Origin of the sequence: Mesomycoplasma moatsii (assembly GCF_045276915.1) — a bacterium.
GTDB lineage: Bacteria > Bacillota_I > Bacilli_A > Mycoplasmatales > Metamycoplasmataceae > UBA710.
Genome location: NZ_CP174166.1, coordinates 364,839 through 379,492, shown reverse-complemented (window position 1 = coordinate 379,492; position 14,654 = coordinate 364,839). Strand labels below are relative to the sequence as shown.

Sequence of the window (14,654 nt, the reverse complement as noted above, 5' to 3'; positions counted from 1 at the left end):
ATTGATAAATCTCTTTTGCTAAAATAATATCTATGAAATTAATTAAAAAGATAACTCCAATTGAAGAAAATTTTAGCCAATGATTTATTGATGTTATTACTAATGGAAATTTGATAGAATATGGTCCTTTGAAAGGGACAGTAATTTTCAAACCAAATTCATATGGAATATGAGAGCAAATTCAATATAACTTAAACAAGATTATCAAAAAAGAAGGTGTTCGTAATGTGTACTTACCATTATTGATGCCAAAATCATTAATACAAAAAGAAAAAGAACATGTAGATGGTTTTGCTCCCGAACTTGCAACCGTTACAAAAGTTGGTGATAAAAAATTAAATGAAGAAATTTATATTAGACCAACTTCTGAAGTTTTGTTTGCACAACTTTTTAAATCTGAAATTAATTCATACAATGATTTACCAAAATTATTTAATCAATGAGCAAATGTTGTAAGGTGAGAAAAAACAACCAATCCTTTTTTAAGAACTAGCGAATTTTTATGACAGGAAGGCCATACTTCACATTCAACTGAAGAAGAAGCAGTTAATTTTAGTGAAAAAATGATACAAGTTTATAAAAATTTTTATAAAGATTATTTAGCGTTAGATGTAGTTATTGGCAAAAAAACAGAACGAGAAAAATTCGCAGGAGCCATTACTACTTGAACAATTGAAGCGATGATGAAAGATGGCAAATCATTGCAAGCAGCAACAAGTCATTACTTAGGACAAAATTTTTCTAAAATGTTTAATATTTCATTTAAAAATGAAAATAATCAATTAATTAATGTTTATCAAACTTCTTGGGGTTTATCAACTAGATCTATTGGAGCAATTATTATGGCTCATGGTGATAATAGAGGAATTGTCATTCCACCTAAGATTGCACCAATACAAGTTGACTTAATAGAAGTTTTAGCAAATAAAGATAAAAATGTTATTACGATGGCTAATCAACTTAAAAAAGAATTAGAAGAAAATGGAATTAGAGTTAGGGTTGATAAATCTGATAAAACAATTGGTTTCAAAGCGGCACAATCCGAAATAGAAGGTGTCCCAATAAGAATTGAAATTGGACCTCGTGATATTGAAAATCAACAGGTGTTAATTGTAAGAAGAGATACAATCTATAAAGCTTTAGTAAATATAGACAAAGTAGTTATTGAAGTTAAAAAACTTTTAGAAAGTATTCATAACGATTTATTTGAGAAATCAAGAAAATTAATAAAAGAAAATATTATTTATTGCAATTCTTATGGTAAATTTAAAGAGTTAATTAAAGAACAAAAATTTGTAGTTGTTCCAATAATTGAGGATTCAAAAGAATTAGAAAATAAAATTAAAGAAGAGACTACTGCAACAGCAAGATGTATTCCTACAGAACTAGATTTATGTTTAAAAGAGGATAAGTGCATTATGACAGGGAAATTAGTTAATCATTTTGTTCTTTTTGCAAAAGCTTATTAAAGGAGTAAAAGAAATGAAAAAACAAATATTTGAAGTAAATTCAAAGCAAGAATTATCAGACGTTATAGAAAATAATAAAGGTGTTTTAATTGTTGATTTTACAAGTCCTACATGTCCTCCTTGTTTAATGCTAGAGCCAGTTTTTGAAGAACTTGCTGAAAAAGGTTATGCTTCTATTGCAAAAATTAACGTATTAGAAAATCAAAATTTAGCTTCAGAATTTAATATTTCTGCCACACCTACTTTGATCATTGTTAAAGACAATAAAATAAAAAAATCAGTATTAGGATATCAACCATTGGAATCATGGATAAAATTGATAGAAGAAATTTAAATAATTTTATTATTGAAACTAATAATAGGAAGTTTAGAGTTGAAGCAATTTTTATTGATTTAGACGGGACTTTGTTAGATAAATGACCTAAAAGAATAAGTAAGAAAAATTTAATTTCAATTAAAAAGCAACAGCAAACAACATCTATTATTATTTCAACTGGTAGATCATACGGAAAAAAAGTAAAAAAAATAATGCAACTTTTAGATGTAGAATATGCGATTTGTCAAAACGGTGCAATTGTTGTAAATAAAAATGGAGAGATTTTAAAAAATATTACATTAAACAAAGAGCAAGTAGAAAGAGTAATAGATATTGTGAAAGAAGAAAAATTGGGTTTTACTATTAATTCTGAGTTTTTAATTTACACAGATCATTGATTATGAACTACTTTCACATTTTTATGAAGAAAAAAATGAAAAAAGATAAAAAAATATTCTTTTAAAGAAAATAATGTCAATAAAATTGTTGTAGCTGGATATTTAAAATCAAAAAAAGTTTGAAATCTGGCTAACAAAATGCAACAAACAATTAAGCATACTTCTATAAAGACATCAGGTCAAGACAAAATTGTTGAAATAACTCATGAAAATGCCACAAAAGGAGAAGCGGCTTTATTTGTTGCTAATTTGCTAAGAATAGATATAAATAATACGATTCATATTGGTGATAGCGAAAACGATTCTACTACTAAAGGAAAAGTCGGAGCTTTATTTGCGATGAAAGATGGATCAACTAAATTAATTGATTTAGCTTCACACCTTGGACCCAAACATAAAAGAGGTGGTGTAGCTAAGCTTCTAGATGGCGATTTTACTGAATTAAAAAATCATTAATTTAGAGCATGCTTTTGAAAATAAATTAAATGAAATGAAATCAAAGCAAGGTAGATAAGATGTGTTAATTCCTGAGATAATATAAGGAGTTAGTAAAGGTAAATTATATTTATTGAACTCAAATGAAAAATGTTTGTAAGGCGATAGCAAAGAATTCAAGTAAGTTGCAACAAATAAACAAGCCCAAAAGTTTAGTTGATTTAAAATTGATTGATTAAATAATTCATTATCGCTTATTACTAAAAAAACGGAAAAAATAATAGGTAAAATCGAATTTTGTATGAATAAATAGTTTTCTTTCTCTTTTTCTGGAAAAATATATATTTTTTTTGGATATTTTATTTTTTTTATAAGATAAAAAACTATTAAACTAATGAACATAATTAATGAAATTATTAGAAAACGATAAATCAAAGATAAAGGATTAATTAAAAGGGTAAAAGTTAGAGCCACAAAACTCATTGGTGCAGTGAGAAAAATAGATAAATTAATTTTTTTAGTAATATCAATTTCTTTTTTTGAAATAGAACAATTCTTTGATTTTGATGAATGATAGAAATAAACGAAAAATAAACATATTAGAAAATAAGAAATATGTATCCAGCAAGTTCAATTATTTTTAAATAAAAATTTCATTATTAATTTTAAAAAATAAATAATTTTTAAGTCTACATCTTGATATTTAAAAAAAATATTTTCATTTTGGAACAAATAAATTATTTGTGAAGACAAAATTATAATAAAGCTACAAATTATAATTTTTTTGCTTTGTTCTTTAAATAAATTTTTATTTTTTAAAAATATTTTAACGCTTAAAGAAATAAAAAATGGTAAAAAAATAAATATCAAAAAAGCAAATATAAGAATTGCAATATTTATGAAAATTAAAGAAAAAATTTTGATATTTGTCAAGTTATTTTTGTTATTGAAAAATAGAAATATAAAACTAAAAGTCAAAGATAAAAGTAAAGAAATATATACAAGATATTTTTTGATGATAATTATTTTCTTTTTATAGCTAAAAGGAAAAAATATTAAACTTATTGAAATTAAGGTGATAAAAGAAAATAAAAATAAAAAAAATAAAAACATAATTTACTTATTATTAAAACATATTAATATTATGTTATTCTTAATATTAATAAATTTGTGAGTTTGTGTTTATTTTTTTGGTCTTTTATCTATTTAACTTTATAATTAAAATATGTCTTATCAACCAAGTGATATTATTAAAAATGCTATTAAAAATAATAAATTGTCGCATGCGTATTTGTTTTATGGTGATAAAGGTGTAGATATTGAAAAATATACTTTTGAAGCAATAAAAATTATTTTGCAATCTTTATGCAAAAAAAAAGTGATAGAAAAAAATATTAAAGAATTAAATTATTTTGATTTGCAAATTGTTGAACCAAATTTAGAAAAAAATGTTATTCTTAAGGAAGACGTAGACAGTACGATTAGTAAATTATTTGAAACAAGCTTAGAAAAAAATGCAATTAAAATTTTGTATATTAAAAATATCGATTATGGAAATAAACATTCTTTAAATCGTTTATTAAAATTTGTTGAAGAGCCAGTTGATAATTTAGTTATTTTTATGAATACTAATCATTTTGATAGTGTGATTTCAACCATTAGAAGTAGAGCGCAAAATATTTATTTAAAAACAGAAAATATTAATGAAAAAATAAAAATGATAAAAGAAGTTACAAATAATGAAGTTGTTTTACTTGCAAATATTTATGCTAATAAAAATCAATTAGAATCAATAGATTTATTATTATTTAAAAAAACATATGATCAGATTATCAATACTTTTAAAGAAGCATTAAAAAACAAATTTATTTTTAAAGAAAAAATAAATGAAATTTGATCAAAATTTACAAATGATTTTGTTTTAAATATTTTGCAATTCTTTTTTTATCAATTAATGATTAAAATAGATGAAAACAATCCTTTATTTCCAAATCAAGAAAATTTGATAAACCAATATAAAGCAAAAAATATTGATTGTTTTGCTATTCAATTATTAATTGAAAAATTAAAAAAAGATATTCATAGACACGCAAATTTCACTTTGCAAAAAATAAATTTTTTAAATAAACTTGAAGACAAATTAAAATAAAAAAAGAGCAAAATACTCTTTTTTTATTTTAACCAAACAATCCACAATATCACTTCACCTAATTTTGATCGTAAAACTGAATCAACAGATTCAACAAAAGTTAGCTCTTCATATTTAGATGATTTAATTTCAGGATCAAATATTATTATTTGTATGAAATGAAAACTAAGTTCTCTAGGTGGTTCTTCATTTTTTGCTCATCAAGATGGAAAAGCTACAACTTCAGAATTGTACGAAAAAATCAATACAATTCTAAACACAAATTCTCAATACTCACCTTCAGAACTAGGTATTTGATCAAACATTATTAATGGTAAATATGATTTTGCTAAATTTACTTAAGAGCTTTCAGGTAGAGATAATGTTGATAGTTTAGAAAAAATGATTAGCGCTTTAGTAAAAGATGAAAATATTTTAGCATTAAGATCAACACCTGATGCTTCGGCGCTAACAGAATTAGAAAAAGTTTTAAAACAGTTATGATGAATTATTGTTGCTCTTGTAGGGGTTGGAGTTTTAGTAGCTTCAAGTATTTCAGTTGCAACAAAAGATAGACAAATAAAACTATCAGCTAGACCGGTATTAAAATGATTATTAATTTCAGGAATTATTCTAGGTTTAACTGTAGCAACATTAGCAATTTTATTTGGAGTTGTTTTATAAAAATTTACTTAAGAGTTTAATTAAGAAAAGAGGTTGTTATGAAAAAAAGCACTAAAAAGTTATTGGGTTTAGGAACTTCGCTTTTAATTGGTTCTGCTGGTGTAATTGCAGGAATTGGTGCTCTAAAATTAGATCAATCAGGATCATCCATTAATCAAAATAATGCTAGTCGTGCTGTTCAAAACGATGGTTTTGGACTAACTAGTCACGATTCTTTTATTATTGGAAAAAATTTAAATCAAACTGAAATTTACAATAGCACTCCAAACGTAACTAAACCAGTTCCTAATGGATATGTCACAATAAATAAAAATAATCAACTAATTTGTATTGATAAAAACGATCCAAATAAAGTGTTGTGATATGATGATTTTCAATCAAGTAGAAATATCCTTGCAACAGAATATACTCCTTATAATGATACTTTAGTTGTTTTATACTCAAACGGTAATCGAACTTCAGGTAGTTCCACTCAAGTTTTACTTGCTAAATATAGTAATATTTCTTCAAAAAAAGATGGTGGTCGAAAAACAGAAGATTCAGTTACTACAATAGTTAATTATTCTTATGATGGTAGCACTTTTAGAGAAGATGCTTGAGGATTATCACCAATTTATAAAACATCAACATCTGATGGTGATAATGCTCAAGTTACTAGTTATTTAATTTATCCAAAGGTACATACAAATAATAACAATCTTGGTAGTTGAGGATCTGATTTTATTCGTGAATATTCTATAAAAGATAATTCGGTACAACAAAGAAAATTTAAATATAACATTACTAATCAATATCAAATGATTATGGGAATGGGTTCATGAATTTATGGCGGAAAAATTCATGTAGCAATGCTAATTCTAAGAAAGGGTAGCACAGGAACTTGAATTCAAATAGAATATTTAGTTCAAGAAGATAATAAAGAATATTTTGCTTCAAAAGGAAGAGTGGGATCTACTAGCGCCGGAAGTAATTTAATTGATAATTCTTGAGCTGTTTTACATGAAGCAGCAAGATCAAATATTTCAGGAGCTGCATTTACTTATAATGCTGATACTTCTGATATGAAAATTACCTTCGCACTTAATGTATTTGGAGGATGAAATTCAGCAGATAATTTTCACAAAGAAACTCAATTAGTAAGTACTTCTGTTTGATGTGGAGGAGAAAGATTTTCGGGTTCATCAGGACCTTGATGAAACCATTTATGAACCGAAACTTGAGGTGGATATTTTGATAATAGCGTAATTGCTGCAAAGGGGATTAAAGGCATTACTGCATCACCTCTACTTTTAGAAGGATATGATCAAAGAATTCAAGATGCATCTAAAGGTTATGATGGCCGTTTTACCGCAGTAATTAATAATCCTACATCTTAAGGTAATGATACTTTTAATCCAACAAAAACTTTAAATAATAATCGTTGAAGAATATATATGCAAACTGATGATGAAGCAGTTAATAAATCCAATCAACAATATTATAGTAACTTTAGTACTAGTGTTGATATTTCACAAAATTATCGTTTAGGACTTAACCAAGGAGCTTTTGGAATTCCTGTTTTAGAGTATCATAATGACAATAATAACGATAGTACAATATTTAACTTAAACGTCATGTTTATGAAAAATGGTTCAAATAATGGAATTATTATTAACCAAAAAGATTGTGGATTAAATACGCAAAACAAATCAACTTATGGGTATTATACACATGCATCAGCTACTTCAAATACAATTTCAGGTTATGGTGATAGTAGCTATGCAGTTAGCTTAGTTGATAAAGCATATTTATATGATAAATTAAAACTTGGTGGCAATATTTCATATTGATATAGTTCATCTTTTATGAATGCATTAAGCATGAAGAATGTTCGTGATGATGCTAAGTTTTTAATTAAAGAAGATACAATAACTCATAATTATAATGCCGGTTCAGTATCATTTGATTTATATTCAACTATCGTTTACACTAATACAGGATTATTAAATTATAGTGATGTAAATTCGATGGAAGGTCAAGGTAATTGATGAACAAATCACAAAATTGGTACTTTTACTTTAACAGGATTTAAAACAGTTAAAGTTACTGAAATTAAAAACTTTAAAATTGATTCAAGTTTAACATTTGGCGGAAAAATAATTGCTCCTTATTTAGTTCCATCTGAAATTGTAACTAATCAATATGGTTCAAACACTTAAAGTTGATTTTAAAAATTTAGTCTGACAATCAATTTGTAGAAGGAGATGTATTTACTAATTTAGTAAGTACTCCAACATATAATGAAAGTTCTTTAGAACAAGACTTTAATGCATTCTTCCCAAGATTTGATATTGAAAGTGATAGTGCAACTAAAGGGCAATTTAATAACGCTGAAGGTAGCGTTACTTTAAGTGTTAAAGTATCAAAAAGATGAGCAGTTCCTGCACCAAATAGTAATGAAGATTTAGTTTCTTTTAATAACTGAACAATTTCAGGATTAAGAAAAGTTGGAGCAACTCAATTTGTTAATAATACTGAAGCAACTGCATTTATTAATCCAAATTGAAGTAATAAAAATATTCCTTATGCTGATGGTTCAACTTATAACAAAGAAATTCAATGACCTGATTATGTAGCACCTAATGTTGAAAAAATTACAGTAGATGAAATTAAAGAATTTTTATTTGAAAATTATATTAAACCAGCTTATGATGCCGCAACTAAAGAAAATCAATACGAAACATCGACTCAATGAGTGAAAAATGTTGCTTATAAAACAAATTATGGTTGACAATCAGATGGCGCATTTAATAATAACGAATTAACTAAAGATAATATTGTTATAATGAATTATAAATATTTTCCAGCTACAGGGAAAATGAGATTAGATATTAGACTTAATGTTTGAAATGAAAATGATCAAATGTTACATTGAGCTCAAGGAGTAGAAGTTAATGGCATACAAGGAACTCAAAAAGAAACTGATGCTCCATTTGGAACTTGATGAATTGGTGGTTTTAGAACAGATAATGTTACAACTTCATTTGACGAAGAAAATGTTTATGATTTAGCAGGAGTTACTTGAAATAATTACCAAATTTCATCTACTATTGCTAGTCAATCATTAGTGGATTCTAGTTATCGAACATTAGTAAGAAAAGCAATTATTGAAAAATCTATTGAATATGGATATTTAAAATTACCTTATTGAGTTGATCCAAGTTCTATTCCAACACTTGAAGGTGGTTATGGAGAGCTTTCTCTTGTGCAACTTGTTGAATCAGATAATGGTAGAGGAACAGCATCATTTAAAATATACCTTAAAAGAACTAATTATCAGGCACAAAGTGATGGGAAAGTAGCAAATGTTGGCGAAAATAAAACTTGAACTATTAAAACTTCAGGATTTAGAATTGCAAGCTCAATAAAAGTTGATTCTTCAAAATTCTTTGATTTTTCTGCTCAACTATTAACTTCGCCTCTTTATTTAGATCCAACTCAAAGATTAGATGAATTTGTTAGATGATTAAATCAAACTGAGGATAAAATTCTTGATTATATAGTAGCTTAAGATTAAGCAGCAAATCAAGGACTAGCTCACTCTAAAGAAGAATGAAAGAGAAGATTACAATTTAATTATTCAATTAATAATACAACTAATGAAGCTTTTACATTTACAAGCAATAATGCAGCTGATGCAATTAATCAAGAATTATCAAGACAAACTGGTAAATTAGGATTTATGTATTCTGATAGTTTTACTAATGGATTTAAATTATGAGTAAAAATAACAGATTTAGAACCAGATAGTTTATACGCTTTAGAAGATCATTCAACAGATAATCAAAAAGGATTTGAATTAAAAGGTCTTTTAGATACACAAAATGTTATCTTGCAATTAAACATGAATGAGTGGATTGAAAATCTAAAAACTCATCATGGAACAGTTGCTCAAGGAGCAAATCAACAAGATTCAACAATTCAATCAATAAAACCTCCAGTATTAGGCAACTCTACTTATGGTTCTAATATGGAATTTAGTCAAATTGAAACATTTTTAAAAGCAATAGGTTATAAATTTAATTTTAGTTGACAAAATTCAAATGGAGAAGTACAAAATTCTGATACTTTACCTACAAATTTTTCATACAATTCTGAAAATCCAATTATTAATGTAACAATTTCATATGCAAGTGAAGATACAATACCAAGAATTTATATTTTTGATGATAGTTTACATTCAACTAAGAGTGTAACTACATACTTATCATTAGCTGTTAAAAAAACATTAAAAATTAATTCTTCATTTTTTGAATCAATGTATCAATATCTAAACATTGATGAATCAAATAAAAATATTACTATTAGTTCAACTGGAGTAGGTAACTCTTTAACAATTGATGCTATTAAAACATCATGATCTCAATTTGAAGAACAATATTGAGAATTAAATAATAATGCAAATAAAGATGAATATAAGCAACAACTACAAATTGTTTATTCAGTAAACGGTTCTGATTTTACTCTTGATTTAAATTCGATGTGAGAAAAAATTAATGAGGGTTGAGCTGAAGCAACAAACAATATTAGTAAAATTGGTAAATTAAGATTTTATTCACCAACATTTAAATATGGAACAAAAATTCAAGCTAAAGTGGTATTTAAAGATAGCGCAAATTTAGATGAATATGCTATTGAATACGAAGGAAATTCACAAGTTATTGTTAATCATAAATTATCAACAACTTTTGATATGACTAAGTATGCAGAATTTTGGTCAACAACAAAATCAAAAGCTAATGAAGGATCAACATTTGATAATTTAAGAGGATTTACTCCTGCTACATTTAATAATGTAACATTTGATCAATTTGTGCAAGAAACAGAAAAACAATTAGGATTATTAATCCAATATTCAAATGATGGTAAAAACAATTGAGTTGATTCAAGAGAATTAATAACTTCAGTTGATTAGTTTGATCCTGCAGTTTATATGAGATTTTCTTCAAAAACAGATGATTATACTGATTGAGGTAATAACTTCGAAATCAAGAATTTTAGTACTGGTGTAACTGATACAACTTCAACTAATGAATCATTAAAATGATCAAGTGGTGTTAAATTACCATTAAATTTACCTAAATATTTACAAGTAGAAAAATCATGAATTGATGAATTTATTGCTGCAAATCCTTTATCAGGTAATACTAAATATTTAAGTATTAATGAAGTTCCTGAAAATGAATTAATAGATAAAATTGTTAAAGCTAATCCACCACTGCCAGGAACTCAAGCTCCTACAGTTTGATTAGAATACCGTTTAGGTGCTACTGGTACATGAAATAAAAGAGCAGCATTTATTGAAGCTTTAAAATCTTCAACTAAAGATGCAACTACTAATTTAATTCAAATTAAGGTAAATGTTGACCCTATTGATATAAATGATCCAGTTTATGTAGTTCAAGATACAGTATATAACTTGCATGAAGAAAACATTAGTGATAATGCGGTGATTAAGATATTTGTCTTATGATTTTTAGACAACTTTAAATACAATTGTTTTTAGTATAAACATTGTATTTATATTAATTGTTGATGTTGATTTAATTATTATTTAATAAATAAGTTTATTTTTATTTTATCTTAGTTATTTCTTTTTGTGTTTTTTTATAAATTAAAAAAGAAGTAATACATAATAAACTAATCCCTCCAATTACCATCATTATTCCTCCAACAATGATACCAATTTTATTTTTATTGATCCTATTTGTATTATTAAAAATAATGTTTGTTATTTTAACTAAAGTTGATTTTTCTGTTTTTGCATTATTTATTACTATATTGAATTTTAGTTCATTATTCTTAATTGTTATTGGAGTTCCTAACCCATCTATTAATATTTTTTTTGCTATGAAGTTATAAGTTTCATTAATGTTGCTACTTGTTGATATAAATAATGAAAGATTATTACAAATAATTTTTATGATTTCACTTTTTTTGTTTTCACTACTTAGACTATCAAAATTTTCAGTTAACGAATTTTTTGGTAATTCATTATAGCTTATTAAAATTTCGTCGTTTTTTATTAAATTTATATTGCCGTTGTTTTCATCATTTGGATTGAAACCTCTTAATTCAATGTCGCTTCCATACTTTTCTTTATTGAACATTTCATATGTATAATGTAGATACATATTATTGTCTATTAACAATATATTTTTTGTGTTTATTTCTATTGTATTTATTTCATCATTGTGAATTATTTTTTTTATTTTTGTTAATATTTTTTCTTTGTATTTTTCGATATTGTTTTTTACTTGGATATTTGTTAGTCCATTTACAATATCATTAATATCAATGCTTGGTAGTGAATTAGTTTTAGCAATTATCGATTTAGAAATAGTAGATTTATTTAATGATATTTTGTTAATATTTGCTATTGTTGTTGTAGGAACAATTATTGTTGTCAACATTAATGAAGTAATGATAAATTGTTTTTTTATTTTTTTAGTTTTTATTATACTCATTTTAATACCGCTATTTTTTCCAAAAATTATCTTTAAAATATATAAATACATAAACGTTATCTACTGTTGCATTATTATAATCAGCTAAATGTTTTTTGTTGTCATAAGCAATTGTTTTAAAAGTTAAAGAACACCCCGCATCTCCTCTAACTATTCCGCCATCATCACAATAACCTGTTCTTTTTTGTCCATAAGTTTTATTATTTAAAAATCAATTTGATATTGAAACTTTAAAATTAGAGTTTTTTAATGAATCATTAATTATATTTGTCACTGTCAATTTAGCATTAAATCCACCAGCACTACTATTAATTCATTTGTTTTGATCACCATTTCTATATCAAATATAAGGTTCACTTCAACCTCATCCATAGCCAGAACCTTCTCATAATCAACCATTTTGTCAATTAGGTGCAGCATTTGTTTTTCAAACAGATGGAACATCATTTCAATTTTTAATATCAGGATTATTAAATTTAACATTTGCATTTTTTTTATTTATATAATTTCTTACATTCCCTTCATATAAATTACCAAAAGCAAATGGATCCATAAATCCGTTAATTATATATTCTTTATCTATAAATTGTGATGTGTAATTATTTTTAAGCTTTAAATTAACTTTTAATTGTGTATCATTTAATGATTTATCAGTTTTAGAATACTTAATATCATTTACAGAAATTGTATTTCCATGAATAGTCGGGATATTAAATAATTCTTTTAATCCATCTAATGATTTATTGGTAGATCCAAAATATGAACTAAATCAATCTGATTTTTTTTCACCTACTTTTATGATTGTATCCATGAAATTACTTTTTTCCATCTTTTTACTTAATTGATCATAATTTTGTGTCGCTAACTCAGTATTTGTTTGCATTCCATTTAAGTCTTGACTAATTTTGTGTGTAATGATAACATCATGAAAAATATGATTGTATTCAAAGGAAACTGCTAATTCACCAGTATCATCATTAGACCCGTTAAAACTCAAGTTAGAAATATAGTTTTCTATATTATCTTCTGGTATATTTGTAACATATTTTTTTCAATTATCACTATTAACTTTTGATGGCAATTCTTTTTTGGCTTCTGTTGTTAACTGAAGATTAATACTATTAGCTTTTTTGATAAAATCATTTTCAACTATTGAATATAGCGATTTAAATCCTTTAACTGGTTGAAAATATATTGAATACTCTTTGTCATTATAAATATATTTACCTTTTATAATTAAAGTAGTTCCTTTTTGTTTTGTTGGTACATCTTGTCCATCGTTAGAGATAACGGAATCTATAACAACGTTTACACCAACTAAGTGAGGTAAATCATTTCTATTTATATATTTTCAAATAGTATCTGGATCAATTTTAAATTCATTAACAACATAAGTAGAAGAAACGTTTATACCTTGGTTTGTCAATTTAAATGATGTTTGTGATAAAACATCATTTATATTATTTACATAATCACTTGTTGACTTGAATTGAGTAATTTTTAATTTAATACCTTTTTTTATAATTTTATTTCAAACAAATGAACAATCTATATACAATGCTGTATCATCATTTTCATCTAACGAAACACTATCAATTATTGCTAAAGATTCTTGTCCAGATTTATTATTAAAGACATTTATAGAATTAATTGTTGTATTTTTGTTTAAAATTTCAAATTTTTCTTCATATGTACTCGACGAATTAAATTGTTCAATAACAATACTTGGTGTTAATTTTTCATCATTATATTCTTGATTATTTTTGGCAACAATAACTGTTTTCTCAAAATCTTCTATTAAGTTATCAAATTTTTGCTGATAACTAAGAAAACCAGATATTTGCATATTTTTATTTACTGTGTATTTTTTGTTATTTAAACTATCAGTATATTCAAACACAAAATTAACAGTTATTTTCGTTCCCTTAATGTCATTATCTATTTCATCATTATTTCATTTTACAGACTCTATCTGAACGTTGATTTCTTGATCGTATTTGTTTTCTTTGTATATTAAATTATTATTTAGTCCAACATATAACGCTGACTCTTTATTTGTTAATTCAAAATTATTTACAAATAATAAATTTTTATTTTCTGATGTATCTTTTATATAAGCGTTATATATTTCTTCTGATGTAAAGATAACAGATTTTTCAGATGCAACTAAATTGAATTTGTTAACACAATCATCTAACATTTCTTGGTTTGTTTTAAAACCAATAAGCACAAAACTATCAGACTCATTGTTAATTTTGCATCTAACATCTATAACATTTTCCTTTATTGTCAATGAATCAAAAACAATATTTACTTTGTTCATGCTAGCAATTGAAATAATGTTATTTCAATTTGTATATTTTTCTAAAACTGAAGTTCCACTAACCATATATTCATCATAAAATTGGTTTAACGTTTTTTGTTTACCATTTTTGTTTAAGTGTAAACCTAGGTTAAGGAGATTATCATTTTCTTCAGAAATTGTATTTTTATTAGTGCTGTTATTACTACATGAAACAACAGAAAATGTAGTTAAAAATATTAGACCCCCCCCCCTAATAATTTCATTTTTTCAAGTTTCATAGACACCTACTTTATCAACAAAATAACATGTTTTATTTTCAAAAAAAAAAAAAAAAAAACAATATATTTAAATTATACATTGACTGGTAAAAATCAACAAAAAATATGCTTTTGCAAAAGCATAATGATATTATA

The 14,654-nt window shown here is 25.1% G+C and carries 14 protein-coding genes; 11 read left to right on the top strand and 3 right to left on the bottom strand.

Going from position 1 to position 14,654, the window contains the following annotated elements; translation table 4 throughout:
* Positions 1 to 32 precede the first annotated feature (32 nt).
* The 3 genes from proS to ACJA28_RS01825 are packed head-to-tail and all read left to right on the top strand — an operon-like array spanning position 33 to position 2,639.
* On the top strand, positions 33 to 1,469 hold the full coding sequence (gene proS, locus ACJA28_RS01835) for a proline--tRNA ligase (RefSeq protein WP_022935663.1): 1,437 nt from the start codon (positions 33 to 35) through the stop codon (positions 1,467 to 1,469).
* Between the two features lie 13 nt (positions 1,470 to 1,482).
* Positions 1,483 to 1,803 (top strand): thioredoxin family protein, encoded by a 321-nt coding sequence (locus ACJA28_RS01830; protein WP_022935664.1) that lies wholly within the window; start codon positions 1,483 to 1,485, stop codon positions 1,801 to 1,803.
* Complete coding sequence (locus ACJA28_RS01825) at positions 1,776 to 2,639, top strand: Cof-type HAD-IIB family hydrolase (RefSeq protein WP_022935665.1); 864 nt, start codon at positions 1,776 to 1,778, stop codon at positions 2,637 to 2,639. Before ACJA28_RS01830 ends, ACJA28_RS01825 begins: the two co-directional genes overlap by 28 nt.
* Here ACJA28_RS01825 and ACJA28_RS01820 read toward each other — a convergent pair.
* Complete coding sequence (locus tag ACJA28_RS01820; protein WP_406602179.1) at positions 2,625 to 3,275, bottom strand: hypothetical protein; 651 nt, start codon at positions 3,273 to 3,275, stop codon at positions 2,625 to 2,627. The two genes, ACJA28_RS01825 and ACJA28_RS01820, sit on opposite strands and share 15 nt — an antisense overlap.
* A 568-nt stretch (positions 3,276 to 3,843) precedes the next feature.
* Between ACJA28_RS01820 and ACJA28_RS01815 the strand changes: the two genes are divergently transcribed.
* The 8 genes from ACJA28_RS01815 (at position 3,844) to ACJA28_RS01780 (ending at position 10,975) form a co-directional block, all read left to right on the top strand.
* Entirely contained in the window at positions 3,844 to 4,767 is a 924-nt protein-coding gene (locus ACJA28_RS01815; RefSeq protein ID WP_022935668.1) for a hypothetical protein, read from the top strand.
* A 153-nt stretch (positions 4,768 to 4,920) separates the two neighbouring features.
* Positions 4,921 to 5,109, top strand: a complete 189-nt coding sequence (locus ACJA28_RS01810; protein ID WP_406602178.1) for a hypothetical protein — start codon at positions 4,921 to 4,923, stop codon at positions 5,107 to 5,109.
* A gap of 39 nt (positions 5,110 to 5,148) precedes the next feature.
* Complete coding sequence (locus ACJA28_RS01805; RefSeq protein ID WP_406602177.1) at positions 5,149 to 5,430, top strand: hypothetical protein; 282 nt, start codon at positions 5,149 to 5,151, stop codon at positions 5,428 to 5,430.
* A 38-nt stretch (positions 5,431 to 5,468) separates the two neighbouring features.
* A complete protein-coding gene (locus ACJA28_RS01800; RefSeq protein ID WP_406602176.1) occupies positions 5,469 to 6,806 on the top strand; it encodes a hypothetical protein in 1,338 nt (445 codons plus the stop codon).
* A 57-nt stretch (positions 6,807 to 6,863) separates the two neighbouring features.
* The gene (locus ACJA28_RS01795; RefSeq protein ID WP_406602175.1) at positions 6,864 to 7,628 is read left to right on the top strand and encodes a hypothetical protein; all 765 of its coding nucleotides are present in this window, start codon (positions 6,864 to 6,866) and stop codon (positions 7,626 to 7,628) included.
* A 536-nt stretch (positions 7,629 to 8,164) separates the two neighbouring features.
* Entirely contained in the window at positions 8,165 to 8,980 is an 816-nt protein-coding gene (locus ACJA28_RS01790) for a hypothetical protein (RefSeq protein ID WP_406602174.1), read from the top strand.
* A gap of 171 nt (positions 8,981 to 9,151) precedes the next feature.
* Positions 9,152 to 10,384: a hypothetical protein gene (locus tag ACJA28_RS01785; protein WP_406602173.1), complete on the top strand. Its 1,233-nt coding sequence runs from the start codon at positions 9,152 to 9,154 to the stop codon at positions 10,382 to 10,384.
* A gap of 18 nt (positions 10,385 to 10,402) precedes the next feature.
* The gene (locus tag ACJA28_RS01780) at positions 10,403 to 10,975 is read left to right on the top strand and encodes a hypothetical protein (RefSeq protein ID WP_406602227.1); all 573 of its coding nucleotides are present in this window, start codon (positions 10,403 to 10,405) and stop codon (positions 10,973 to 10,975) included.
* Between the two features lie 67 nt (positions 10,976 to 11,042).
* Here ACJA28_RS01780 and ACJA28_RS01775 read toward each other — a convergent pair whose 3' ends face one another.
* A complete protein-coding gene (locus ACJA28_RS01775; RefSeq protein WP_406602226.1) occupies positions 11,043 to 11,936 on the bottom strand; it encodes a hypothetical protein in 894 nt (297 codons plus the stop codon).
* Between the two features lie 10 nt (positions 11,937 to 11,946).
* Positions 11,947 to 14,325: a hypothetical protein gene (locus tag ACJA28_RS01770; protein WP_022935468.1), complete on the bottom strand. Its 2,379-nt coding sequence runs from the start codon at positions 14,323 to 14,325 to the stop codon at positions 11,947 to 11,949.
* Positions 14,326 to 14,654 lie beyond the last annotated feature (329 nt).